This window comes from secondary endosymbiont of Heteropsylla cubana, assembly GCF_000287355.1.
GTDB lineage: Bacteria > Pseudomonadota > Gammaproteobacteria > Enterobacterales > Enterobacteriaceae.
The window spans coordinates 440,384-466,069 of record NC_018420.1; the positions used below are offsets into that span (position 1 = coordinate 440,384).

Genomic DNA, 25,686 nt, shown 5'->3' on the forward strand with positions numbered 1-25,686 from the left:
CCTTAATTTACTTGTTTTTCTATAAAATAAACGATTTATGTCGTAAACAAACCAGTTTTTATAAAAAGTAGATGTAGTATAAACAATTATACAGATAAATTTTATTTTAATTACTAATAATTTGTAATATCTTTTTAAGAGCAATAGTTAAATTATCGCTATTTATCCAATGAACGTCTTTCCATCTACGTAGCCAGGTCATTTGGCGTTTAGAAAGTTGTTTCGTAGCGTAAATTCCTTGATAAACCATCTCTTCATAATTGATTTCATTAGCTAAATAAGACCACATCTGGCGATAACCAACGCAACGAATAGATGGCATTTCTTTATTAAGATCACCACGAGAAAAAAGTGTCTTTACTTCATTTTCGAATCCATCGGATAATATTTTATAAAAGCGCTTTTTTATTTTCTGATATTGCACAATCCGGTCAGAGGATGCTATAGCGAATTGATAAACCTGATACTTTAATGATTGACCAGATTTTTTTCTTAGTTCTGTTAAGGTTTTACCTGTTATAAGAAAAACTTCTAGTGCTCGAGATAATCTCTGTAGGTCATTAGCATGAATACGATTAGCGGAAATCGGATCAATATCTTGTAATTTTCGATATAATGTTCTCCAGCCAACAATTTTGGCTTCGGATGTAATATGTTTGCGTATTTCGGAATTAGCACATGGTAAAGGAGATAACCCCTCTAGCAAGGCTTTAAAATAAAGCATAGTTCCACCGACAAGCAATGGTATACATCCAGTTTTAGTGATTTCTTGCATTGCTTTAAGAGCATCATGTCGAAAGTCGGCCGCCGAATAAACTTCTTTAGGATCTCGAATATCTATTAAGTGATGTGGAGCTTGAATCAATTCAGAAAGACTAGGTTTTGTTGTTCCGATATTCATCCCGCGATAGATTAGTCCAGAATCAACACTAATAATTTCTACCGGAAAATACTGACGTAATTTTATCGCTAGTGCAGTTTTTTCTGAAGCAGTTGGTCCCATAAAAAAAATTGCTTTAGGCCAGCAGTGAGCAAATTTAGTTTTAGTCATGATGTAGAGCTTTAATAGCAGTTTCGAAGTTTAATCTTATAAAAAGATTGCGTGGTAGGTATTTAAGTAAGTGGGGATACAGTTGCTCTGTTTCGGAAATCAATTGTATTGCTTTTACATGATCCCAGTTAAATGATTGTTTTTCTATAAAATAAGCAAGCCACACGGTGGCTTGGTGATATGTTATTGATATCTTAGTTTTAAGATAATTAAAAAATTCAGAAATTAATTTATATAAATTTTGTTGCTGTAAAAGAGGGGATTCTGAACGCAATATTATATAATTTACATTATCTGTTTGAAATGTAATACCTAAATTTATTAGTGGTTGTTGGTTTCGCATGAATGTTGCGATTTCTTGTTTACATAATATTATATGTAGAGGAATTAATAGTGATTGAGTCTGTAGTGTTTTATTTGTAGTTTTCAATTGATTCTCAACAAGGAATCTTCTTGCAACTTTCAAAGAAAATAACGTTAAAATCTCGTCGGATTTAAGTAGTGTATAGAAAGCTGGTATCACAGTTAAAAATAGACCATACGTAGATAGATTTCTTATAATATTTTCTTTAATTTTTACGTAGGTATTAACTTTTTTATTACTATAAATAGGATGTATATTGGTTTTATTGGTCTTTATAAAATCTAGATTTTTATTTGTTTCAAGCGAGTGCTTATCTATTAGATAAGCATGATGACTAATTAGCACCAATTGCATCTTTAATTTATTGTGAGTATAACTATTACTAGCATGGTTAAGGTGATGAGAAAAAAATATTTTTTTACTAACAGAAAAAGTATATTTTAATTTATGTTGATTAGAGATATTACGTTCTTCTTGTTTTTTTATTTCTATAAAAGTTGACAACGGGATTATATTGCGATATATAAATTTTGTTTGATTCGATAAAATTATCTTAAAAAAATACTCGTCATTGTATTTCAAATGGTAGTTACTATATTGATTATGCTGATATATTGAAACAATATCCTCGTTGTACTCTTCATCTTTGTTATTATCTTTTATTATTTGTGTGTAATTTCTTTCATATTGGCTTTTTGAATTTTTGTAATTTAAAGAAAGAAGTTGTCTTGAGGTGGTGAGATCTAACGATAAGACTGGTGTTATTGTAACAATACTTTTTTTTGTTATCCAAAAAAGTGGATTCTGATCGATAGTGATTGTGGAAAAACTTACTGCTGATGTTAGGTTGTATTGCAGAGGAGATTCTCGCTGATCAATTACTTTCATTCGTTCACGGGTCATATTAGCGTCAAATGTAGTCCTAACTGCTTGATAGATAACATCGTAAATTAATCTTCCTTCGTAACAACCTACATCTTTCTTATCTGGATGGATGTTAATATTTAATTTTTGAGGATCCGTCTGAATAAATGATATAAAAGCTGGTTTTTGTTTTCCTTGTAGGTGATGTTTATATTCTCGTCGGACGGCGAGTTTGATTAATTTGTTATGAATAACACGTATATTAATACAACTATACTGTATTTCAGGCAGTTTGCTAGCTGATGGATTACCCGCTAAACTGTGAATACTTAAACAACTATGTTTCCAAAAAACATTAATATATTGATTTACAAATATTGAACCGCATAGCGCAATAAGTTTCCGACGTTGTTGAGTTGGTTGGTTAATAGCACGATATTGTAGAACTGTTGTTCCGTTATGATTCAAAATAAAAGTTACTTTAGATCGTTCTAACGCAATGTAATGTATAACTTCATCAATTTGAATAAATTCGCTTTTTTCAGAACGAAGAAATTTTTTTCTGGCAGGTGTGTTGTAAAAGGAATCTAGTACCTTTACCGTTGTTCCTATTGGGTGAGCAATAGGTTTTGGTATAATACTTAAATCCCGATCTTTAGTGTATACTTGCCATGCTCCGTTTTGTATAGAAGTGCGTGATGTTAACGTTAGACCTGAGACGGCGCGAATGCTACTAGCTAGTGCTTTTCCGCAAAAACCTAGAGTATTAATAGTGATCAGGTCTTTAAAACAACTGATCTTGCTAGTTATATCACTAGCTAGTGTTAATAAGAGTTTTTCTTCATTAATTCCTGTTCCATTATCTCGAATGTTGGTCCGATTGATACTTCCACCTTTAATGTTGATTTCAATTTGAGTTGCTTCAGCGTTTAGATTGTTTTCAATAAGCTCCTTCACTACCGACCCAGGATGTTCAACTATTTCACCAGCAGCGATTTGGCTAGAAAGTTGTAGGGGTAATACCTGTATTGACATAAGAGTGTGACCTTTTTAACCTCGCCGATTCTTGGAATAAATTTCCGATTCGAAATAAAATAATAAAATATCATATTATTCGTTAAATTTTATATTTTACATAGAAGAAAATATAGTAATGCACAGCAAGTAGAGTCAATTTATAGTCCTATCAAATATTAAAGAATCCCATTGTACTGAGAGAGTAGATGTATCTGTTTCAATGCTAGTTAATGAAGCACCTGAAACGATGTTATTTTTTGGAATACGTAATTGTTGTCCTATCCAGATAGTATCTTCTTTAATTTTATTAATCTTTCGGATAGAATTGATGCTCACTTTATAGTGACGAGCAATAGAAAACAGGGTTTCATTAATTTTAACAATATGATATTTTACGTTATTCTCAGAGCTAAATTTTTGGAAAGACTGATTTACTTTAGGGAAAGTTTGAATCGGATGCGCTAAAAAATACGATCGTAGTCCTAGATATAAAGCATTAGCAATCTTATGTTGATACGCACTATTACCAAGTAGTTGTGCTTCTCGAGTATTAGTAATAAAGCTAGTTTCTACTAGTAATGACGGAATATCTGGTGAGCGGAGAACTCCTAGACTGGCATGTTCTGGTAGTTTTTTATGCAAGGGGCCTATTTGTTGTAGTTGAGCTAAAATTTGTAGCGCGATATCGTATCCTACTCGTTGTGAGTAACCGAATTGTAGATCTAGTAAAGCATGACTTAAGTAGGGATCTGGATGCGTTCTAGAAAGCAAATCTCCAGTGCCTCCGAGGAGCTCTGACTGTTTTTCATTCCGTTCTAACCAAGCTGCCATTTCGCTATTGGCTCGTCTTGTAGAGAGAACCCACACTGATGCACCGCTAGCTCTATGATTGGGTGCAGCATCGGCATGAATCGATATGAGAACACTAGCTCCCTTTTTACGTGCAAAATCAGAGCGCCCTTTTACAGAAACAAAATAATCACTATCACGTGTTAATACTGGTTTAAACATTGCGTCTTTTTCAAGTAGTATATTTAGTTTTTTAGCAATAGCCATGGTTATATTTTTTTCGCGCAGGCCGTTCGGTCCTATTGCCCCAGGATCTTGTCCTCCATGACCGGCGTCAATAGCAACAACTATCACTTTTTTATCTACTGATAAATGACAATGCCGTGTTTGTTGTTGAATTTGTGGAGTGGAATTTGGATTAGATCGGCTTACGAGGTTTGTTTCGTTGATAAATAGCTTGTTTGATGGTTTTGATTGCCAAGATTGACTAAAAATTACTTTGTTATCATGGGTCGATTTAGCGTGTAAAGTCGTAGGAAGTTTTTTAGTTAAATTTAAAGGAAGAACAAAACGACCACTAGAATAATTATGGGTAGATTTTACTTTAGATGTGTGATTTAACGCGAAGGTTAAGCGGACGTTTTGTTTACTGATTGGTGTGTTAAGGTATACAGATTTAACAATGTTCTCACAGCTCAATTCAATAGGAAATCTGTCTTGTGCTGCATCACTTGCATAGATGTCTAATATCACTGCTTCGGGATTGTGTAGTAATGTAAAATTATATCTTGGTACTTGGTTAAACGTAAATGTTATTTTTGCTGTATTAGTGCAGTTTTTAATATCGATATCAGATAGCATCGCTGCTTTTATTGATTTTCCTGCACATAAGCTAACTAGTACAAGTGTCATTTTCCAAAACTGAAAGATCATGCAAGTGTTTCCTTTAAGGGTCCTAAACGTGTTAGGATTTGCATGCCGATAGAAGTTAAAGCGTTAGTTTCTGCTTGTCGTTCATTTTTATAATATTGAAGTGTTATCGAAATATCGGCCATTGGTAAGTTATTATTGCCGCGTTGTGGCCACTCTATTAACCAAAGAGCGGTATGATTGAAATAATCACGTATTCCCAAAAAATCAAGTTCTTCTGGTGTTGTGAGGCGATATAAATCACAATGGTATACTGTCCAATGCAATAAAGTATACGGCTCAATTAAGGTATATGTTGGACTTTTTACATTGCCGACATGTCCTAATGCACGAAGAAAACCGCGACAAAATGTAGTTTTTCCAGAGCCGAGATCACCATAAAGATAAATTACGCATCCAGAACAGGTTGTTTGACAGGAATAAGCGACTGCAGATCCTAATCTCATAGTTGTCTTTTCATTTGACAGGGATATGATATACTTTATCATACTATGCTTTCTATAAATTTTGGTAACAAGGAGTAGTAAAAAATAGTTTATTTATATTAAAATATTATTAATAAAAAAATAATACCGTAGGTATTACATTTTTTTTAAAGATTAAAATTAACAGTATTAAAGGTTTCTTTTAGACTAAAAAATAGCGCGATTTAAAATAAGGAAACTTATTGTCTTTATTAGACGCCGTTCTATTTGATGCTATTAGTAAGATTATTTTTATTTAATTTTCATAACGAAAATCATTCCGCATGACTTGCATATATGTAAATTAATATAAATTACGACCTTATATGTATAAAGAAAAATTATATCTCAAAAATATAGATTTCATAGCTAAACAACTAAGACTAACTGTATTTTTTTATTGTTTAATTAGGTAATCTAGGTGTTTATTTAAAATGGTGTTATTGTATTAATAATATCGATTATTCAAAAATATTTCATTTGTGCTTCTTGGGTAAGAATAGTCATTTTTTTTGTAATTTATTTATTCACTAACAATTGTAGGTACGACAGTTAAAAGGTCGTTTGAGGATTTATTATCCGCATATTTTATATAGGCGTTTATTGTATTTTTCTGATATAAGCTTTTATCTAAGTTAAATTGTTGGAGTAATCTAAATATTAATGATTTTATCAAATGTTTCTATATTGCGGTATTTGTATATTACGTCATAATCTATAATTGCATAGTACAATGTTAGTGGTTTTTTTTGTTTGTTCTTGTGGATGATTTTTATTTTTTACATTTCTTAACAACGAATTAACCTCGCTGTATTATTAGATTGATTTTCACTGTTTTTCTTCGTATTTGCAATTTGGGGAAGTAGGTTAAATAATTAAGAACACGTGTATATTATTGAAGAGGACTTATGAAGTTTAAACCTTTATTTAGATAGGTAATTGAAAAGTGTTTGCGTGTCAAAAAGAGCAATAAACATTTATTTTATTAAGCAGAATTCTATAAAATTTTTTAACATTATTTAGGTCTTTTTAAGTTCGAGATAAAAAGATTGCATACATATTTTATATAATTGAATTTTATAAAGTTTAGATTTAAAAAACTACAGATAACAACAGAATAGATTGTAAATAAAAATCAATATCTTGATTATTATAGTTAAGTTTTTTTCGGTGATCTCATTGATAATATATTTTTATTAGTTAGTTATTAATATCTTAAAATATCTAAGCAAGCAGTTAGAAGCAAACTTTAATTAGTCGATTTTTTACACTTCAAAAAACTTTATAACTGGTGTGATAAAAAGTTATCAAGGTTTCCTTTAATAACATTTGTTAATTTTTTAGATCTCGGTACAATTAATAATTGTTAGATTATTTTGCAATCAGTACACGCTTAGATAAGCGAAATAAGAAAATTACAGCTCTTAAATCTGAGCTATTTAAATACATTTTTAAATAAACTCAATATTTTTAATTATAGGTAAGGTTAAAAACACAAGTTAGGTATAAGGTAATACTACAACTAAATATTATGGAATATGAGTCAATTAGTTTCATACTAAAAACAGGATTATGTTAACTTATGATCTACTGTATGATGTTAATTAATTTGATATTTTAATAGGTCTAAGTAGCGCAAATCTCCTGGAAAATGCATCATTTGAATTCAATGGTAAATTATGATATTTCTATCAGTTAATAGGGCGAGGCATTGTTCTCTACAAGATGTCGTTATTTTTTTTCAAGAAAGTAATATTGATTATAATCAATATGATAAAAAGAATTAAGGTGTTTTTAAATCAATTAGATGAGTAGATATAAAAATAGAAATCTAAAGATTTACAATCTCCTTAAAAGAAACAATACAAATTCGTAAATAATTTAATATTAATGCGTAAATTTATAAGGAAATTCGTTGACTTAGAATACCGTTTTGTTATAATTTTTAAAACATACAAAATCTAATATTTAAATCATAGTAAATTATTTTTTTTATATTGATGTAATTGGGTTGTTAGCTCAGTCGGTAGAGCAGTTGACTTTTAATCAATTGGTCGCAGGTTCGAATCCTGCACGACCCATCATTTCATTATTAATTTAATATTTTTATACTATATAAAATAAAAGTTTTATCTTTTTAAATAAACAATAAGATATAAATAAACAATAAGAAAACGATGTAAATCTTATTCAAAGTTAAGATTTTGCAAGTAATTGAATTGTATTAAAATTTTTTATTTACAGTATTTTCTCTCGATCTTTATTAATTACAATTAGTAATTTTTACTATAATCTTAATCAATTTTACTGTATAAAAACTCATTGTGACTTTGATCATCAGGGAATGTTGTAAACATTATATTGAAATTATTTTTTATTTTTATAAAAAATCAGGATTTTTTAATATTTATTTTTCATTGAAGGTTTTAATATGTATTTTATGATAATTTAGATAGTCATTAATTATCAATTATAATTTTTTATATAGATTTATTTTTTATGTTAGGAGTTTATTGATAAAATTAAATCAACCTAGATTAAATTCTAGTTTTTTTATCTAACCATCTAACTTATAGATACTTTGAAAAAAATTAATGTTCTGTGAAGTTAAATTAACATATAGGTTACGATGGTATATAGATATATTGTTGATCGTCTAACCTTCGAATAGGTTTAATAGAAGCCGATGATTTACAAGATGGGCAACGCCAATAAATGCTTTGAGGGTTAAAATCGCATTTTTGGCAATGATATCGAGGTTTAGTATGAATTTGTTCTTCCACAATATTCCGCAGTTTTTGCGAACTTTCTTTCGCACGACTATTTTTTTTGTTTCGCTCAGATAAAATTTCATTAGTCGGTGAAATAGATGCATTGTTGGATGTTGTTTTAATTGTTGATTAATGTAACCGTGATCTACTTCAGGTCCTTGTTTTCTTTTAATGATATCTGTGAGTATTAGTTCCGCTGCTGAGCCAACGTTTTCTTCTATACAGCGCTTAAGAAATGTTCTCAATTAATAATTTTTTACTAATCATTTCACGATCCTGTTCTAATACTTTAGTTAATTCATCAATTACATTTGTATAATCTTGTTGTTCTATATAGATTCTAGCGCGCATGATAGATACCATTGCACTATTTTCATTTGCACCTGCTCCCTTTTTTTTAATAAAAATAGGGCAAAATTGATGTTATTATTATCCAGAACTCTGAGTGCTAGTTTACAGTAAAAATGCGCAATTTCTACCCGGTATTGTTTTTTTTTCCAAGTTTAACTAATTTTTCAGCGGTTTCTATTTCTTTTAACCATTCGCTAGTTGCTTGATATATTTTCAAAAGTAGACTTAATGTACTGATTCGAAAGTCATGTTCGTTTATTAACTGATTAAATACATTTTCAGTACAATCATAAAAACCTGTTGCCATATAATTACGCCCTAGTTGTTGGATAGCTAATAAACGTTGTGAAAAACTTAATGAAGTGCTTTTAATTAACTTTTTGTGAATGCGTAAAGCTGGTCAACTTCGCTTCTGGACCGGAATAAATTAACTAGCATTAGATGAGCTTCAAAAGTATTGCTGTTTTTTAACATGTATAAAAATAGGTCTACTGCCTTATTTTGTTGGCTAGATAATAAAAAAACTTATTTCTGCAATATGCCCTCCTCGGGAGAGGCGGTTAGGTCTCTGCTGTATGCACTTGCGTCTCATATACCACCCATAAGTCGCAGCTATGGGTGGCAAGAGAAACAGTAATTCTAACATAGTGACGACTCCTTAAATGTAATAACAGATGTTTAAGTTAATAACCAGATTGCGCTATTTCTGAGAGATCTAAGTTGCTGTTTTAAACATTTTATTTTACCTGCAACTTTAGATTAGAGCTATATACATGTATAATTAACTAAAGTGATGCACAAAAGAAAAATTTTTGATAATTAAGCGGGTTGTAATCGGCAATTTAGATACAAGTATAAATGAACTTAATCTGACTCAGGAGAGGTTTTAAGAATTGACAACTATTATTATTGACATAAAAATCACTTGAATAAGAAACGCATTAGAGATGATTAACAAAATATAATTTTTTAATTATTTAAAATGGCACTGTGGATTTTACTTTAATTAAAGTAACTAGTTAGTTTTGTAGTTAACATTTTTATGTAATCTAGATATGTTTTGCGTTAGTAACAATATTATTTTATTTATTTTTTTAATCGTTATTACCTAATTATCTATTTATAAATCACGGTCATGCGGATTTATGTTTTTCATTTTGGTTAAGTCGAAATGATCTAAAAGATTGCTTTTGTAGTAACTTAATATTAACAATGGTTAAATTAATTTTCTCAGATATTTTTACTTACCTTTTCTCGGTAGATCACTAAGTATTATTAATCTTTAATATTTTCTTATAAATGACATTTTAGGTTATTCTATTTGAAGATATTTTTCTCATTTTGGATATTTTTTTAGTTGCTTCTTAAGAAAGAATTTTATAAATAAATATTTATGTTGTTTTTAAGATGTTGGTTAAGAGTATTAGGCTCTTAAAAAGAGGCGGTGATGCAATAAACATTATACATTTAAAAAGGCAATATTGCTTCAGCGAAAAATTAGTTCCTTGTCCGCTTAAATACAATTATTATTACTTTTCTACAATTAATTTATATTTTTTAAAATTATTCTAGTTATTTTTTTATCAAATTATATAGCATATTAATTAATTTTTATTAAAATTATGGTTTTAACCGATATATATACTGCTTTAAGTTTAAAAGATATTGCATATATTTTGTCTGCGAAAAACTAAATTCTTTTCTAAGAAAGCGTCTATATAATAAGAATTTGTATGCTTATATTAAAAGAAGAGATTAGCGAGATATAGAAAATATTAGATAAATATATCAGGTTATTTATGTTAATTAATTCCTATCATATAACTAATGTAAATTTGTTAATAATTTTTATGTAATAGGTTCAATGGATAATATAAGAAGGTTAAGTAAATTTACATTAAGATTCTTAACATAAAAATTTTATCACTTAAGTAGTGTAGTAAATAAAAAAATATTTTTTGCAAGGATATAGAATAATGATGAGGTTGAATATATCGAATGACATTATCATCTTGAACTAAAGCATTGAATATTAGTTGATTGTTAATAAGAAATAAGTCTAAAATAAAATAAATGTTGTTTTAGTATTCCTTTTAATACAGATAAAGTATTTATATTTTCTTTAAAATTTTGTTTGGGTAGGGGAGAATCAAAGAATCCCTATCTGTTCACCTGCAATGTGAAAATAATTAAAAGTGTTGTAATGGTAGAAAATAAGAGAATAATCTAGAGTTGATATTTCAAAAAATATATAGTTACTATAGTTGGTAACTAGTAAAAATATGTTAGTTGTTTTTTTTATATCTAATATGATTAAAAAGTCATCAAATCTAAAAAATGTTCATATTAAAAAATAGTTCTGAACGTATTTATAATATAAATTTAATGAGTTTTTATTTAGAATTATAGAGGAAAGTTAAAACGTATTGATTACTTATTAAATCTAATTTTACGATGATAATAATTATCGATAGAACTTTTAAGAGAGCATTAGCACGTTTTTTTTATAAAAAACTGTACACTATGTTGGTTTTTATGTAATTCTTTTTTTTTAATTTTTTAACAAGTCGTATTAGTTGTGAATGAAAAAAAAGAGAAACATGCTTTCTCCGATATAAGAAAATTCTTTGTTGTAAATAAAATCTATAAATTTACTTAGGTATTTTCTAGAGTTGTTAAAATAAATCTCTAATTGTACTCTAAATGATCAATATGATTACTATAGCACTAATTACTAACAATCTTATGCTCAAAGTTAAATTTTTTTCTTTTTTTTTAGAGGGATCCTTTCAGTAAATGAAAAAATCAATTTCTGTTATTATGCGTTATTGGTTTGGTGATATGGTGGCGTGGGGTGCTTGGTATTTTATAAATGTCTGGAACCAAAATATGAAATGTGAAAAAGATTATTATCTAGTAAAGAAAGATTTTAAATACAATCAGATAAAATTGTACGACTTGGTTGCATAAAAAAATGAAAGGTTAGATTTATAGAAGTAAATCTAGAGCAAGTTTAGCAAAGATTTTTAATTGCGGTGAGATTTAGTACTAATATAGAAAGTATTTTATCTTCTATAAGATTCAATACTACAGGGATTTTTGGCGACGTATTTTTCAAGGCTACTTTTATTAATAAAGTTGAGATAATCAATTATCTTCTTCTATTTAAACTGTTTTAGACAGCAAAGAAATTATCTTAAAAGTCTTATCCCGCACCCGAAGGAAAAGCGATAAAGAGATCGTATGGCAGTTATATCGAATATATAAAATGAAATCGACAAGTTTTTTATATTTCCTACGCTAGGAAATAATTGGATGCATTTTCTACTCAATATATATATTAATGTTCTAGATGCTAAAAAATAATAATAAGTGACTTGCAAGAAGTTTTCAACCTTATTAAAGAGAGTTTTAGGAAATTGTAAATTTTATTTACCTGCAATAAAATACTCTCATTGTTTTGTTTCGAAAATGCTATAAACAATATATAGGCGATTTTAAGAATGTGACAATCAAGATTTGAGCTTCCTGGGTTAATTTACATAATAAATTTATTATTTTTTGATAAAATTAAGCAGTTCAGTTAAAAATATCTAATTTAGACCATTATTAATAAAATGTATTTTAAATGAGATATTATATTTATAAAAATACCTCTATAGATTATGAAGGTTTTCATCACTATTTTTACAGGCAGACTTAAAAGTAGATATAGAAAAAATAAACAAAATTGAAAAAAAAGATAAGTTGAGAATTGGAAAAACCACTTTAATAAATAGACTGAATAGCAGAGAGTGCGATGTAGATGGTTAATTATGATTATATGAGTCTCCGTTAGAGTATATGTAAAAAAAACAAACAGAGGAATACATGATAAGATTGACTTGTAAGGTCTTATCCGTAGATGCAATTACTAAAACCGTTTATCGTATACGGTTGGTTAGGGCACCGACTTATAATTTTCGTGCCGGTCAGTATTTAATGGTAGTTATGGATCATAATGATATAAGACCATTTTCTATGGCGTCGACACCACTAGAACAGACTTTTATCGAGCTCCATATCGATGCCTCTTCTTTAAATCTTTATGCACGTAAGCTTGTGGAAGCTGTTATTAAAACACAAGAGATCACCATAGAGAGGCCTAGAGGGAGCGCTTTTTTACGTGACGATACCGAGCGACCAATTTTATTAATTGCTGGAGGTACCGGTTTTTCTTACATACGCTCTATTTTACTAACCGTGCTTTCGCTGCAGCCTACACGTAAAGTAATGATATATTGGGGAGGAAAAAAGCGAGAACATCTTTATAAGTTAGATGAACTAGAAGTGCTTGCTTTACAGTATTCTAAGTTATCAGTGGTACCAGTAGTAGAACAATGTGATGATAAGCAATGGAAAGGGCGTTATGGTACTGTTATAATGGCAGTAATACAAGATTATAACTATTTAAAACCTTACGATATTTATATTGGAGGAAATTTTAATATGGCAAGAGTTGCGCAAACACTGTTATGCAGTGAGTGTAGGGCTGTAGTTGAGCGTATTTTCAGTGATGCTTTTAGTTTAGAGAGAAACTTTTATTTTAATTAAGACTCCATTTGTTTTTTTTCACGAAAAAGAAGTTATTTAGAGAATAGTAACTTTGATTGCATCTAAATTGCTTCATAAGATTATTGTTCTATATTATAAATTTTATACGCGCAACTCAAATTTCTTTCATAGAAAGTTATTTTTATTTTAATATTTTATATTTTATTAGTATATCATACTTTAGTTAATTTGTAGAAGTTATTATTTTTTTGTTGAAATCTCTTATATAGGATTGTTTAATTAAGTATTTTTTACTTTTTTTTTGAGATATTTTATAATTATTGTTTTTTTTGTTTTTTTTTGAAAAATTTTGACTACATTATTAGTTTAATAATTAAATTTTATATTTACAATATTTATTAAATAAATAAACTTTTATTTAAATATGGATATTTATGTTTTTCTCTTTCTTATTAGACCCTTATTATAATTCCATATTTTTAATAATTTTATTTAATATGTTTAATATATTAAGTTAATTTTAACTAATGAGGTTAGTTTTAAAGTCAATTAGTTTGATGGTAATATAGTTTTCTTATATGGCTTTATTGATTATACGTTTTTATTGATATTAATATATTGGTGTCAGTTTTTATATATCTTAATTTGTTTTCTTAATGAGCTATCTTATATTAATAGTTTAATATTTAATATGATTAAAAAGCTAACTTTTTTAAGTTAGATGTTGTCTCGATTAGTAATGAAAAGATGCTGCAATTGTTTAGTGTTAAGTAAATATTATATTTTTTTTGAAGAGGATTAATAATTTTTTTAAATGATCTAGATTGTTTAGAATAGAAAATTCTAAATTTCTATACTTAATTGACTTTAATGTTTAATTTTTTAGTAAATTATTCTTTTCAAAAAAAATTTATTGGTCTTATGCTGCGTAAATAGAATATTATGACCCTTACAAAATTTAATACGCACACAATTTATTTCTCTTTTTTTTAAATCAGTTAAAGTTTTAATTTCGTTTTTTTTGAAATAAAGAAGATGTTATAAGGTTAGCCTGTTGAATGTAAAACAAATATTCAACTAACATAGTTATGTTATTAACTTAAATATATTATCTCTTGTATATCGTATGTAAATACTACGTTTAAGTAATTAATATTATTTAATCACACACAAGAATAGAAGAAAATAATATTATTATTAGTACTAAATATTGTACTAGCATAATAAAAGTATTTTGCTTATATACTTATCAAATAGATGATTTGATGTTATTTTTTTGATAGTAAAATACTGTAATAGACTTTTTATTAGTTTAACCTCTACATTAGCATATTTTTAAAGCATTAGAAAATTGTGATTCATCAGAAAATTTAACTAAGATCTATCATTTAATAACAGTGTCTATCTTAATAGACATACTGTCATCAGTGATAGAAACAAATATATATCTATATTATTTTTTTAATAAAAAAGGTAATAAATTATATTTTAATGTATAATGTTGCTATTTATTATAAATAGATTGTGTTTGGATTTTCATCTTCTACTTCCGAGTAGAATTTTAAAAAATTAATTTTAGACGCACTTTGAGTAAAAAAAATGTTTGAAAATTTATCGGAACGATTATCGTTAACATTACGTAAAATCAGTGGTAGAGGTCGTTTGACTGAAGATAATATTAAAAATAGTTTACGTGAAGTCCAAAAAGCGCTTTTAGAAGCAGACGTAGCACTACCAATTGTAAAAAATTTTATTAGTCGGGTAAAAGAGAATTCCATAGGAAAAGAAATTAATAAAAGTTTTACTCCGGGACAAGAATTTATAAAAATTATTCATGCTGAGTTAATAAAAGCTATGGGTGATCAAAATAGCTCACTTAATCTTGCAGTGCAACCACCGGCTGTCGTTCTTATAGTTGGGTTACAGGGTTCCGGAAAAACAACAAGTGTTGGTAAGCTTGGTAGGTATCTTTATAATCAGAAAAAAAAGAAGGTGCTGATGGTATCTGCTGATGTTTATCGCCCTGCTGCAATTAAACAACTAGAGACTCTTGCTTCAAATGTAGGTATTTCTGTTTTTTCATCCACTGCTGTTAATGAGATTCCCCTCAATATTGTACGGGAAGCACTGAATCATGCAAAGCGCAAGTTTTATGATGTGTTGCTTATAGATACAGCTGGTTTTATGCATACAGATAAAGTAATGATGTCAGAAATTATTGCAATTCATTCTGCTGTTTCTCCCATAGAAACTCTCTTTGTCCTTGATGCAATGACAGGGCAGGATGCGGCTAATGTTGCTAGAACCTTTAATCAATTTCTTCCTTTAACTGGTATCATCCTTACTAAATTAGATAGTGATACAAGAGGAGGGGCTGCGCTTTCTATTCGTTATCTTACCGGTAAATCAATTAAATTCATTGGTGTTGGCGAGCAAATTGATGCATTGGAACCATTTTACCCGGATCGTATAGCTGGACGAATACTTGGTATGGGAGATGTATTGTCTTTAATTGATGATATAAGTAAAAAAATTGATTTTTCTCAAGAAAAAAGAAGTGCAAAAAAAATAATAAAAGAAGGTGTTTTTGAAATCAATGATTTTTTAAGATACCTTCAAAAAATGCGAAATATAGGTGGTATAGACGGTATGCGGAGCAAGCTTCCGGCTAATCTTAATTTACAGATAGATGATAAATTATTGAATAGGATGGAAGCCATTATCAATTCGATGACAGCTAAAGAACGTTTAAGTCCAGAGATTATTAAAGGGTCTCGTAAACGTCGTATTGCTGGTGGTTCTGGTATGCAGGTTCAAGACATTAACCGATTATTAAAACATTTTAATGAAATGCAGAAAATAATGAAAAGAATAAATAAAAATGGTATAGAAAAAATGATTTATAATCTCAAGGAGATGATAACATCTGGTGTTAGATTGCCTTAATTTTCCATTGATTATTTATGAAGAGATAAGTAGAAATTTTATCCCTTTTATGCGGCAACCGGGCCCCATCATCCCTGATAGGGTCCGGTTTTTTATGAACTAATGAGGGTTTTATGGTAAAAATTCGTTTAGCGCGCGGTGGAGCAAAAAAACGGCCATTTTATCAAATAGTTGTAACCGATAGTCGTAATGCACGCGATGGTCGTTTTATTGAACGTATTGGTTTTTTTAACCCAATCGCAATGGGTCAAGCTCCAGGTATAAGTTTTAAGCTTAATCGACTTCAGTATTGGCTTATGCAAGGTGCAAATATTTCTAAACGTGTTGCAACTTTAATTAAAGAGTCAAAGAAAAGAGTGTAATTTTTGTTGGTGGGAATAAATGAGTAAGAAACTTTATGTATCGTCCCCACCTAAGCAAGTCACCATAGGAAAAACAGGGTCAGCTTATGGAATTAATGGGTGGATTCGAGTCTTTTCTTTTACCGAAAAAGACATAAGTATCTTTGATTATCAACCTTGGATTCTTCAAAAATCAAATTTTTGTCACGTGATGAATTTAGAAAACTGGAAACATCATAATCAAGGCTTTATAGTTAAAGTTAAAAACATTGATGATAGAGATGCGGCTAGAATGTTAACTAACTATAAAATTATCATTGATTCTTCGAATCTACCTGTTTTAGATAAAGGTGAATATTACTGGAATGATCTTCTTGGTTGTCAAGTTATAAATTTACTCGGAAATCAATTAGGTAAGGTGGTTTCTATCATAGAAACAGGATCGAATGATGTTTTAGTAGTACAAGATAACTTAAAAGATGTTTTTAGTATGCAGAAGCAATTAATTCCATTCCTACCTAATAAGGTAATTAAGAGTATTGATCTTAACAAGAAAATTATTAATGTTGAATGGAATTTTAATGTTTAATCTATAAATGTTATAGACATAGGAGGGTTAGAATGTGGATTGGGATTATCAGTTTGTTCCCTGAGATGTTCCGTGCTATTACCGATTACGGAATAACTGGTCGCGCAGTAAAAAATAGTTTGTTAGTTTTAGAGTTTTGGAATCCACGGGATTTTGCTCTAAATAAGTATCGTGTGGTAGATGATCACCCTTATGGGGGTGGTTCTGGTATGATTATGATGTTTCAGCCATTACGAGATGCGATTCATGAAGCAAAAAATATAGCAGGGAAAGGAATAAAGGTAATTTATTTGTCTCCTCAAGGACGTAAACTCGACCAGGAAGGTGTAGCTAAGTTAGCTTCTAATTCGAAAATGATTTTGGTTTGCGGACGTTATAAAGGTATTGATGAGCGTTTAATTACTACAGAGATTAACGAAGAATGGTCGATTGGTGATTATATTCTTAGTGGTGGTGAGTTGGCAGCAATGGTTTTAATTGATTCAATATCTCGACTAATTTCAGGAGTATTAGGTAATAACGATTCTTCATCGGAAGATTCGTTTAGTAAAGGATTATTAGATTGTCCACACTATACTCGACCCGGTGTTTTTTCCAACATTGAGGTTCCTAGAATTCTTCTATCCGGCGATCATAAAAAGATTCGTTTTTGGCGTATGAAACAATCTTTAGGGCGTACTTGGTTAAGAAGGCCAGAATTGCTTAAAAGTCTAATATTAACGAAAGAGCAAATAACCTTATTAACTGAGTTTCAGGGGGAGTATCAGAATGAATAATTATAGTGATTAAATAGAATTAGTTAATAAATGTTAACTTGAACTGATAGTTTACCTCGGATAATAAATAAAATTATGAGTAGAATAATTCAACAGATTGAGAAAGAGCAGATGAAAATAAACATCCCGGGTTTTCGCCCAGGTGATTCTGTAGAAGTTAAGGTATGGGTTGTTGAAGGTAACAAAAAACGTCTTCAGGCATTTGAGGGGGTAGTTATCGCTATTCGTAATCGTGGATTAAATTCTGCATTTACTCTTCGTAAGATGTCTAACGGTGAAGGTGTAGAGCGGGTGTTTCAGACACACTCTCCGCTCGTTGAGAGTATTAAGATAAAACGTTGTGGTGCGGTTCGTCAGGCGAAATTGTACTACCTACGTGAACGTACTGGAAAAGCGGCACGCATTAAAGAGCGTCTTAATTAAGAGTTTTAGACATTTTTTATAATAACCATTTCTTAATCCACACTCCTTTAAAAGGGTTAGGCTTGTTTTCTTAACCCTATTTTTAAACAAGTTATTTAATCATTTTTTTATATTAACAACTTGACATAATATATTATTTATTGTTAGTAAGCGTTATAGCAATAGGGTTTTTATATACTGATCTTTAGAAAAATTGCGAAATTAAATTCAATTATCTTTTAAGTGGTAAGGTTTTATTTTCGAATAAAGGTCATCTTTTTTTTGGAGATGATCTTTATAATAATGTGGTGTCATCAATAGATTTTAATTTATGTGAAGTTATATTTTATAAATAGAGTAGTTTTAAAAAAAATTAGTATAATGTTCTTATCTTAATGGGTAAATTCCTGTTAAATATAAATTTAATTCAATATGCTTAACTTTTTTTTGTAAAGCAATATGTCACTCTGAATAAATTGTACTTAATTTAGATAGAGTATGTATGTTGTGATAGATTTTTTTTATAATTAAACGATTAATATCTAATTAATATTACGCTCTCATTAATAAAGAGTAGGAAATCCTTTTCTTTTTACTGGATTATAAACAAGACAAATCAAGATTGCCTTTAATGTTACTAATAATCTTGTCTAAATATTGATGAAAATAATTTGTTAAATTAAATAGGAGCCTGGCGTTCACATGATTAGTTAAAGTTAATTAGACAATATAGACTTATCTTTTATAATGCTGATGGCATACATTTTTATATTATTTTCCGTCGTTTATTAATAATTACATTATACTTTTTATTTTTTTTTTGGATAAAATACTTTATATTTATTTATATATGATTCGAGATTTATTTTTATTCAATAAATTTTTTAGATTGTTAAACTCGTTTATTTATTAATTAGTTTCTAATACTAATATTATTGCATAGGTTCGATTGAAGTCTACATAAAACTTTATTATTTTTTTATAAAAATCGATAATAAGGGTCTCTTTTATTTTATAAAAAAATACTGATCTTAATTAAGATCCTGACTGGAGTTACTCGAATCTGTTTCAAGATTTGTTTGAATTTATTAATGTATTTTGTTGTTAACTTATTTTAGTTAAATATTGATATTATTTTAAATTTGTTTTTTTAGTATTTTTATGTCGCAATAACAGAGAGCGCGCTTTTAAGGAATGTTTTGAGTATAATGGATATTATAGTTTGATATGAGGTATTTAATGATTGTTGGTTTGATTGCTGCGCTAGCACGAGATCGTGTTATTGGAGTAAAAAATACTATACCTTTTAATCTTTCAGCGGATTTAGCTTGGTTTAGATGTAGAACGCTTAATAAGCCGGTGATTATGGGGAGAAAAACTTTTGAATCTATTGGGAGCGTTCTTCCAGAAAGAAAAAATATAGTCTTAAGTGATCAACCAGATAATAATAGTTCGGTAACTTGGGCTTCTTTTCCAGAACAAGCATTGTTAGAAGCAGGTAAGGTTGATGCAGTGATGGTGATCGGTGGGGGTAAGGTTTATGAAACGTTTCTTAATTGGGCTACTCGTCTTTATTTGACTTATATAGATGCTTCTTTAGAGGGTGATACTTGGTTTCCTGATTATGAAATTCATGGTTCATGGTTTTCTACTTTTATTTCATACCATAAAAAAGATTCTAAAAACATTTATAATTATTGTTTTGAAATTTTAGAGCGAGATCTTTAATCATAACTGTGTTCTACCGTTATTTTTATATTAAAATAGGTAAAAATCTTAAACAGATAATTTTGTTATTTTAATTTTAAAAAAGAGCATAATTTTTTATTGAGTAGATAGCAGTTTTATTCTAAAACATTGTTAATACTTGTAAAATATAATAAAATTATAAATTTTTTATTTAAAGTAAATGTTAAATTTTAATAATTCCTTGTTTTAAACAACTATAGATTTAGAAATGTTTATTATAATTATAAAAAAAATAATTCAAACAAGATGTAACAGTTTTGTAAAAAGTATTCATATATAATATGATATGTAATCGTGATTACGATATAGTAAAAGTAATTTAAGAGATTAATATCTAATTTTATAAAAAAATAAATATATGTGCTCTTTAACAACTGTATTTCTATATAATAATTTAACTAATAATAAAAAGTTCTAATAAGCATGTTGTTAATTTTGATATTTAGATGTACGTATTATTAAAACTGTAAAAATAAGAAGTGTAAGATGCGGATATTCTACCTTACATCTATTGAGATCTTTACTTCTCGCTTAATGCTAAATGAATTTATTTAAATAAATAAGGGTAGATGTAGAAGTTTTTTCTATCAGGATGCGCTTATTTTGTATTCATGTAATATGTTTGATAGGTCTATATAACTTTTTTTGATCTATGTTTTTTAAAAAAGATATAGTTATTTTTTTATAAATTCAATTTATTAATACAATTAATATCCAATCTATTTAACATAAAGTATTTTATAAGTAATAGTAATGAGAAATTAATATTTCCATGTTAAATTACAAAATATTTTAAATTGATTTAATGTGATATAATCAAAAAAATATTTATTTTTATGGTGGCTATTTTAAAAATGGGTTTTCAGGCGATTTAAGTAGAAAAAAATCATAATTATCAATATTCATATCCGATAAATTTTAGATGAAATATATATTTGGCTCTGTATATTTTGAGGTAATTTTATTTGAAAATCGATAGATTTTTTTATAAATAACTTCTATTTTCCTTGTTTAGATATTTTTAAATTTAACAGTTAATTTTTGATAAATTTTAAGATTTTAGTGAAGGTGAAAAAATTAAAAAATGTTTTCAGGATAAAAGTTCATATGAAAAGTATAAAGTAAATTTGGATATAGAAGAGATGTATTCAAATTTTTAGCTAATAGTTCTGTATTAAGCTTTAATTTTATTTAATATAAAAATATAATTAATAGTTATATGTACAGTTTCTTTGAATTTAATGTTTTTGCTGAAATAATTTTGTTGCAGTTCAGGAATTTTTTATAATTAGATTGGATTTAAAATCATGTTGAAATCTTGCGTATCATTTGTTTTTTTTTATATTATTAATGTAGCTCAATTAATAGAAATTTTTCATATTATTTAATAAATAGACTATAACTATCTTGAATTAGATTAAAAATCCAGTTATTAAGATAATGTATAAATGTAATCTTTAATTTATAAAATATCTGCTTTAGAACAATTGTAATAAATTAGTCATTTGTTAAGATAACTCCATTAGAAACAAATAATTAAAGCTATGAAATTAGAAACTTTTTTTAAAAACTCTCTGCATCGGGTTTTTAATTTTTTATCGAATACTTAATATATTTTTATTGTAGATTGTCTATAAAAAGTTGAATTCGGTTTCATGGGATCTTAAGTATTCGATTATCTCTCATGGCAACAGATTGTGTTAAGTGGAAAGCCTCGGGTTTAATTCGATTAAAATTGATTTTAGTTTTTTTTGTAAAGCTAAAAGAATATTTATTTAAATATGTGTATAGAAAATTTCCCGTAAGGAGAAAAAGTAATTACTTTTCTTGAAATTTTAATATAATCATGTTGAACAATAGCAAGAAAATACTATAGGTAAGAGTGTAGATGTATTATACACTATAATTATAATTTTTAATTGAGTGGAAAATGTTTTTTACTAATTATTCTAATAATTTTTTTAAAAAGTATTTTATGCGATTTTTTAGCTTAAAGTCAGTCATTTTTCTATTTGTTTGTATGGTTGATTTTTTTTAATTCATCATGATAAGAACGTTTCAAGTTAATTGAGGTAGAAGTATTTTAGTGAGTCGTTTAGATTAGGGTCTCCTACGCCAGTAAGAAAGAAGTTTTTTTTCTATAGTCTTTGTAATCAATTTGAGTATATTAATAAATTAACTTTTAAATGATAATAAAAATCATATTCTTAATATATATTAATTAATATACTTTGTTTGACCCTATAACTTTAAATTTATTTTATTAGATTTAGTAATATGTTTTACGATAAATATCGTATGCAATTAAGTGAATTATATTCGGGATTAAAAATATATTTATTTTATATTATCCACAAACGGGGATAATGAGAATTTTTTACTCTTCTAATTTAAAATGAAAAAATTCACCTATTAGATGAGTCGATAAAATAAAAAAACATTGTAAGATCAAAAGTGGGTTATCATATAAGGTTTATTTCTAAAATTGTTTAGATTAACGGTGATAATGTTATCAACAAACGGTGATATTTTTAAGTAAAATTTATGTGTTTCCTCTAGATTAAGTGTAATGACAAAGCTGGTTATATTAAAATATTCGGTGTTATAGAACTAAAAATTCAGTGTTATTGACTTAATTATTAATTTATGAATGTATAGTAGAATTTAAGCAAATGAAAAATTAAAAATTTTTTCATTTATTGCAATTTAGAGCAGGAACTTTAAAAAATGCCGGTTGTTTCGAATTTTAGAGATTGGGACCAGGATGTTGATGTTAATGTTATTCTCTTTTTTTATTATTATACTTTTGTAATTTAAATACAATAATAATACATTATTGATAAATATGATATGTAAATGGTTCTGTTTGAATCTTATTTTTAAATAAGGAAATCTCTTTTAAAAAAACACTCCTTTATTAAGTAATTTTTTTACATCTTATTTTTTAGTATAAAATTGTTTATACCTAGGAATACGAGTTATTCGTTCTTATCAATAAGTCGTTGAAATTTTTGCTTATTTTAGAGTTATGAATTGAGCAAAAAGACATGTTACATCCGATGAATCCTAAATACGTGCATTTTATTCATCAAATTCTATTTAATTATAAAGGAGCGAAACAGGTTTGTTATTAACCACATTTTATTTATTTACTTGTCGAGTTATACAAGAATTACTTCTCATAATTGAATAAGTTGGTAAAATTATATTTTTAATCGGTATTAAATAAGTATAAAAAATTATTCATAATGGTGTTATTGCGGCACCTTAATTTTTGTGAAAAAATTAAGACTTTATCTTTTTAAGAAAAATTCGACTATATATTTACTTGTTCTTTTTAATTTATCATATTTTCTTACTTTTTTGTTAGAAAATTTTTGTTACATCAAGGTATTTATTCCGCTTGAAGGGTGACATCGACATTTTCAGCAAAAGAGTGAGGAATGTCTGATTGAGGGGTGATAATAGGTCGTTTGACTTTTATTCCTAAAGCTCGAAATCTTTCTGCTTGACTAATAATATTACCACGTCCTTCATATAATTTATTTTTTGCTAGTTGATAACTATTTTTTGCTTTATCAAGGCTTTGACCGATAGCATGGATGTCGTCAATAAAAAGACGTAACTTATCATATAGACGTGTTGCTCGGTCGGCTATATGTTGTGCGTTTTTGCTTTGATATTCGTAACGCCAAAGATTATTAATGGTTCGCAATGCAACCAATAATGTAGTTGGACTAACTAAAATAATATTGTGCAATAGTGCTTCGCTAATTAGGTCTGGTTGCTGGCTAATAGCTAGAATAAAAGCTGGCTCTATTGGAATAAATAACAAGATGTAATCTAATAAACGCAATCCTGGTAAGTTTTGATAATTTTTATTACCAAGAAATTTTATATGCGTCCGTATCGAATTGATATGTTCGTTAAGAGCTAATTGACGCTCATGATCATTCTCGCTGTTGAAGTAGCGTTCGTAGGCTACTAATGATACTTTAGCATCAATAATCACATCCTTTTCTTGAGGTAGTCGTACGATTACATCAGGTTGTAGGCGTCGCCCATCGTTTTGCTGTATGCTTATCTGTGTTTCAAATTCATGATTTTCACGTAATCCTGATGTTTCTAATACACGTTGGAGTACTACTTCCCCCCAATTTCCTTGTATCTTGTTATTTCCTTTTAGTGCACGACTGAGATTGATTGCTTCTTGAGCTATTTGAGAATTAAGTTGTTGTAAATTACGAATTTCTTGGGTTAAAATATGGCGCTCATGTGATTCTTTTCCAAAATTATCTTCTACTTGGCGATAGAATCCCTCTAGTTTTTCTCGTAGAGGTATTAGAAGGCAGTTAAGACTTTGCCGATTTTGTTCGTCTATCTTACGTCCGGCATCTGAAAATATGCGGTTGCTTAAATTTTCAAACTGTACTGATAAACGTTGTTCGTTATTTGTTAATAAGCGTTGTTTCTCTTCTGATGATTTTTTGTTTTCTTCCAAGCGAATAGAAAGTTTACATAATTCTATTGTCCGGATGTCATTAATTTTCTTTTGCTCTAGTAGGGCTTGATTTAGCGTTTTACATTTTTCTTGCAAACAAGATATCGATGTTAACTGTTCCTCGGCGCTTGCTAATTTTCCAAATAAACGATGTTGTTCACACTCGCTGTCGCGGAGCATAATTTCAGTTTGTTTCCGAATATTTTTTTCCTCAATTAGAGCTTCATTTGTTTCTTGTAGTCTCTTTTCGAGACTTATTCGTGTTACTGTATTTACCATATTTCGCTTATGCAAGAAAACTTTGGAAATACACCAACCAAAACTTATACCAATAATTGGGCCAATGATATAGAAAAAGACACTATAGCTCATATCACCTCTGGTTAAATAATATTGTTAATAATATAAATAATGAAATGCATTATCTTTAATCTTACCTTATTAGGTATTAGTGATTTTATAGTTGAGTAGATAAAAGATTATATTATATCTTTAGTTTTTTTGAGATTGAGACATTATGATATAAAAGTTTAGGGTCAGTTTATTATAAACTGGGTTTTTATGTTTAACTAAGGATGTTATTATTAAATTTTAATGATTTTTTATATATAAAAATGTTTTTATTTAATCAAATAAATAGTTTACGTATCAAAAAATACGTAATTTGACCACTAATCAGCTATGTCATTAGGTGGAGGGTTACTATTTTCACTTTTTGTTATTTTTTTCTATCTAGACTTATTATACTTATTGTTTGATGTTTTTATATTATACAAATTAAGACTAATGTTATTAATATTAGATTTTTTCTGTTAAAAATAAATGATATACTGGTTAACTAGCAGAAATTGATTTTTTTAAATGTACATAATACTATAGTTATATAAATTGATTTAAATTCTATGTAATATTAAATATATTTAATATTTTATTGTTAATTTTATTACAGATTGACAAAATTAGTGTGAGTAAATTAATCTTATACAATGTACTTTAAATACAGAAGTAGAGATTTAATACATTTATATTAGGAAAAATTCTAGATATAAAAATAGAATTTTATAAATCAAATAAACAGACTGTTCACAGTTTAAGTTTTATAGGAAATAGTCGATTATTATATAATAAAGATTTCATAAAAATTAACTAGTGCATATTAGATATTATTTAGTAAAAACTATAATAAATTAATAAATTTAAAACGCTATTTTTTTTGAATTTTTATAA

The 25,686-nt window shown here is 27.9% G+C and carries 13 protein-coding genes, 1 tRNA gene and 1 pseudogene; 9 read left to right on the forward strand and 6 right to left on the reverse strand.

The features are described from left to right. Positions 1 to 106 precede the first annotated feature (106 nt). The 4 genes from miaA to tsaE all read right to left on the reverse strand — a co-directional run bounded on the left by miaA (position 107) and on the right by tsaE (position 5,503). Positions 107 to 1,051 (reverse strand): tRNA (adenosine(37)-N6)-dimethylallyltransferase MiaA, encoded by a 945-nt coding sequence (gene miaA / locus A35E_RS01105; protein WP_014888835.1) that lies wholly within the window; start codon positions 1,049 to 1,051, stop codon positions 107 to 109. Further along, positions 1,044 to 3,314 (reverse strand): DNA mismatch repair endonuclease MutL, encoded by a 2,271-nt coding sequence (gene mutL / locus A35E_RS02990; RefSeq protein ID WP_014888836.1) that lies wholly within the window; start codon positions 3,312 to 3,314, stop codon positions 1,044 to 1,046. The genes miaA and mutL overlap by 8 nt, the downstream gene beginning before the upstream one ends. Positions 3,315 to 3,449: 135 nt before the next feature. Continuing rightward, positions 3,450 to 5,018: an N-acetylmuramoyl-L-alanine amidase gene (locus tag A35E_RS01115; RefSeq protein ID WP_014888837.1), complete on the reverse strand. Its 1,569-nt coding sequence runs from the start codon at positions 5,016 to 5,018 to the stop codon at positions 3,450 to 3,452. Further along, positions 5,015 to 5,503: a tRNA (adenosine(37)-N6)-threonylcarbamoyltransferase complex ATPase subunit type 1 TsaE gene (gene tsaE, locus A35E_RS01120; RefSeq protein WP_014888838.1), complete on the reverse strand. Its 489-nt coding sequence runs from the start codon at positions 5,501 to 5,503 to the stop codon at positions 5,015 to 5,017. The genes A35E_RS01115 and tsaE overlap by 4 nt, the downstream gene beginning before the upstream one ends. 1,984 nt (positions 5,504 to 7,487) lie before the next feature. Between tsaE and A35E_RS01125 the strand changes: the two genes are divergently transcribed. After that, positions 7,488 to 7,560 (forward strand) — tRNA-Lys (locus A35E_RS01125). A gap of 543 nt (positions 7,561 to 8,103) precedes the next feature. On the opposite strand, the pseudogene lapB reads toward A35E_RS01125, so the two are convergent. Next, a pseudogene (gene lapB / locus A35E_RS01130) lies at positions 8,104 to 9,247 on the reverse strand (lipopolysaccharide assembly protein LapB). Between the two features lie 2,150 nt (positions 9,248 to 11,397). On the opposite strand from lapB, the gene A35E_RS03205 reads away from it, so the two are divergent. From A35E_RS03205 to folA, 8 genes are all read left to right on the forward strand, one after another. Then, complete coding sequence (locus tag A35E_RS03205; RefSeq protein ID WP_014888842.1) at positions 11,398 to 11,571, forward strand: hypothetical protein; 174 nt, start codon at positions 11,398 to 11,400, stop codon at positions 11,569 to 11,571. Between the two features lie 900 nt (positions 11,572 to 12,471). After that, entirely contained in the window at positions 12,472 to 13,194 is a 723-nt protein-coding gene (fre, locus tag A35E_RS01135) for an NAD(P)H-flavin reductase (protein ID WP_014888843.1), read from the forward strand. Positions 13,195 to 14,754: 1,560 nt separating this feature from the next. Then, a complete protein-coding gene (gene ffh / locus A35E_RS01140; protein WP_014888844.1) occupies positions 14,755 to 16,101 on the forward strand; it encodes a signal recognition particle protein in 1,347 nt (448 codons plus the stop codon). 113 nt (positions 16,102 to 16,214) lie between these two features. Next, entirely contained in the window at positions 16,215 to 16,463 is a 249-nt protein-coding gene (rpsP, locus tag A35E_RS01145; protein ID WP_014888845.1) for a 30S ribosomal protein S16, read from the forward strand. 19 nt (positions 16,464 to 16,482) lie between these two features. After that, the gene (gene rimM / locus A35E_RS01150; RefSeq protein WP_014888846.1) at positions 16,483 to 17,031 is read left to right on the forward strand and encodes a ribosome maturation factor RimM; all 549 of its coding nucleotides are present in this window, start codon (positions 16,483 to 16,485) and stop codon (positions 17,029 to 17,031) included. A gap of 32 nt (positions 17,032 to 17,063) precedes the next feature. Then, a complete protein-coding gene (gene trmD / locus A35E_RS01155; RefSeq protein WP_014888847.1) occupies positions 17,064 to 17,807 on the forward strand; it encodes a tRNA (guanosine(37)-N1)-methyltransferase TrmD in 744 nt (247 codons plus the stop codon). A 75-nt stretch (positions 17,808 to 17,882) separates the two neighbouring features. Further along, on the forward strand, positions 17,883 to 18,230 hold the full coding sequence (rplS, locus tag A35E_RS01160) for a 50S ribosomal protein L19 (protein ID WP_014888848.1): 348 nt from the start codon (positions 17,883 to 17,885) through the stop codon (positions 18,228 to 18,230). Positions 18,231 to 19,448: 1,218 nt separating this feature from the next. Continuing rightward, a complete protein-coding gene (gene folA / locus A35E_RS01165; RefSeq protein ID WP_014888849.1) occupies positions 19,449 to 19,937 on the forward strand; it encodes a type 3 dihydrofolate reductase in 489 nt (162 codons plus the stop codon). A gap of 3,415 nt (positions 19,938 to 23,352) precedes the next feature. Here folA and rmuC read toward each other — a convergent pair. Beyond that, a complete protein-coding gene (gene rmuC, locus A35E_RS01170; protein ID WP_014888850.1) occupies positions 23,353 to 24,831 on the reverse strand; it encodes a DNA recombination protein RmuC in 1,479 nt (492 codons plus the stop codon). Between the last annotated feature and the right edge of the window lie 855 nt (positions 24,832 to 25,686).

Bases quoted from the DNA above. Each gene is read 5' to 3' on its own strand.
- miaA (WP_014888835.1), bottom strand. From the start codon at position 1,051: ATGACTAAAACTAAATTTGCTCACTGCTGGCCTAAAGCAATTTTTTTT.
- A35E_RS01115 (WP_014888837.1), bottom strand. From the start codon at position 5,018: ATGATCTTTCAGTTTTGGAAAATGACACTTGTACTAGTTAGCTTATGT.
- fre (WP_014888843.1), top strand. From the start codon at position 12,472: ATGATAAGATTGACTTGTAAGGTCTTATCCGTAGATGCAATTACTAAA.
- rplS (WP_014888848.1), top strand. From the start codon at position 17,883: ATGAGTAGAATAATTCAACAGATTGAGAAAGAGCAGATGAAAATAAAC.
- rmuC (WP_014888850.1), bottom strand. From the start codon at position 24,831: ATGAGCTATAGTGTCTTTTTCTATATCATTGGCCCAATTATTGGTATA.
- A35E_RS03205 (WP_014888842.1), top strand. From the start codon at position 11,398: ATGAAAAAATCAATTTCTGTTATTATGCGTTATTGGTTTGGTGATATG.
- tsaE (WP_014888838.1), bottom strand. From the start codon at position 5,503: ATGATAAAGTATATCATATCCCTGTCAAATGAAAAGACAACTATGAGA.
- folA (WP_014888849.1), top strand. From the start codon at position 19,449: ATGATTGTTGGTTTGATTGCTGCGCTAGCACGAGATCGTGTTATTGGA.
- ffh (WP_014888844.1), top strand. From the start codon at position 14,755: ATGTTTGAAAATTTATCGGAACGATTATCGTTAACATTACGTAAAATC.
- rimM (WP_014888846.1), top strand. From the start codon at position 16,483: ATGAGTAAGAAACTTTATGTATCGTCCCCACCTAAGCAAGTCACCATA.
- trmD (WP_014888847.1), top strand. From the start codon at position 17,064: ATGTGGATTGGGATTATCAGTTTGTTCCCTGAGATGTTCCGTGCTATT.
- mutL (WP_014888836.1), bottom strand. From the start codon at position 3,314: ATGTCAATACAGGTATTACCCCTACAACTTTCTAGCCAAATCGCTGCT.
- rpsP (WP_014888845.1), top strand. From the start codon at position 16,215: ATGGTAAAAATTCGTTTAGCGCGCGGTGGAGCAAAAAAACGGCCATTT.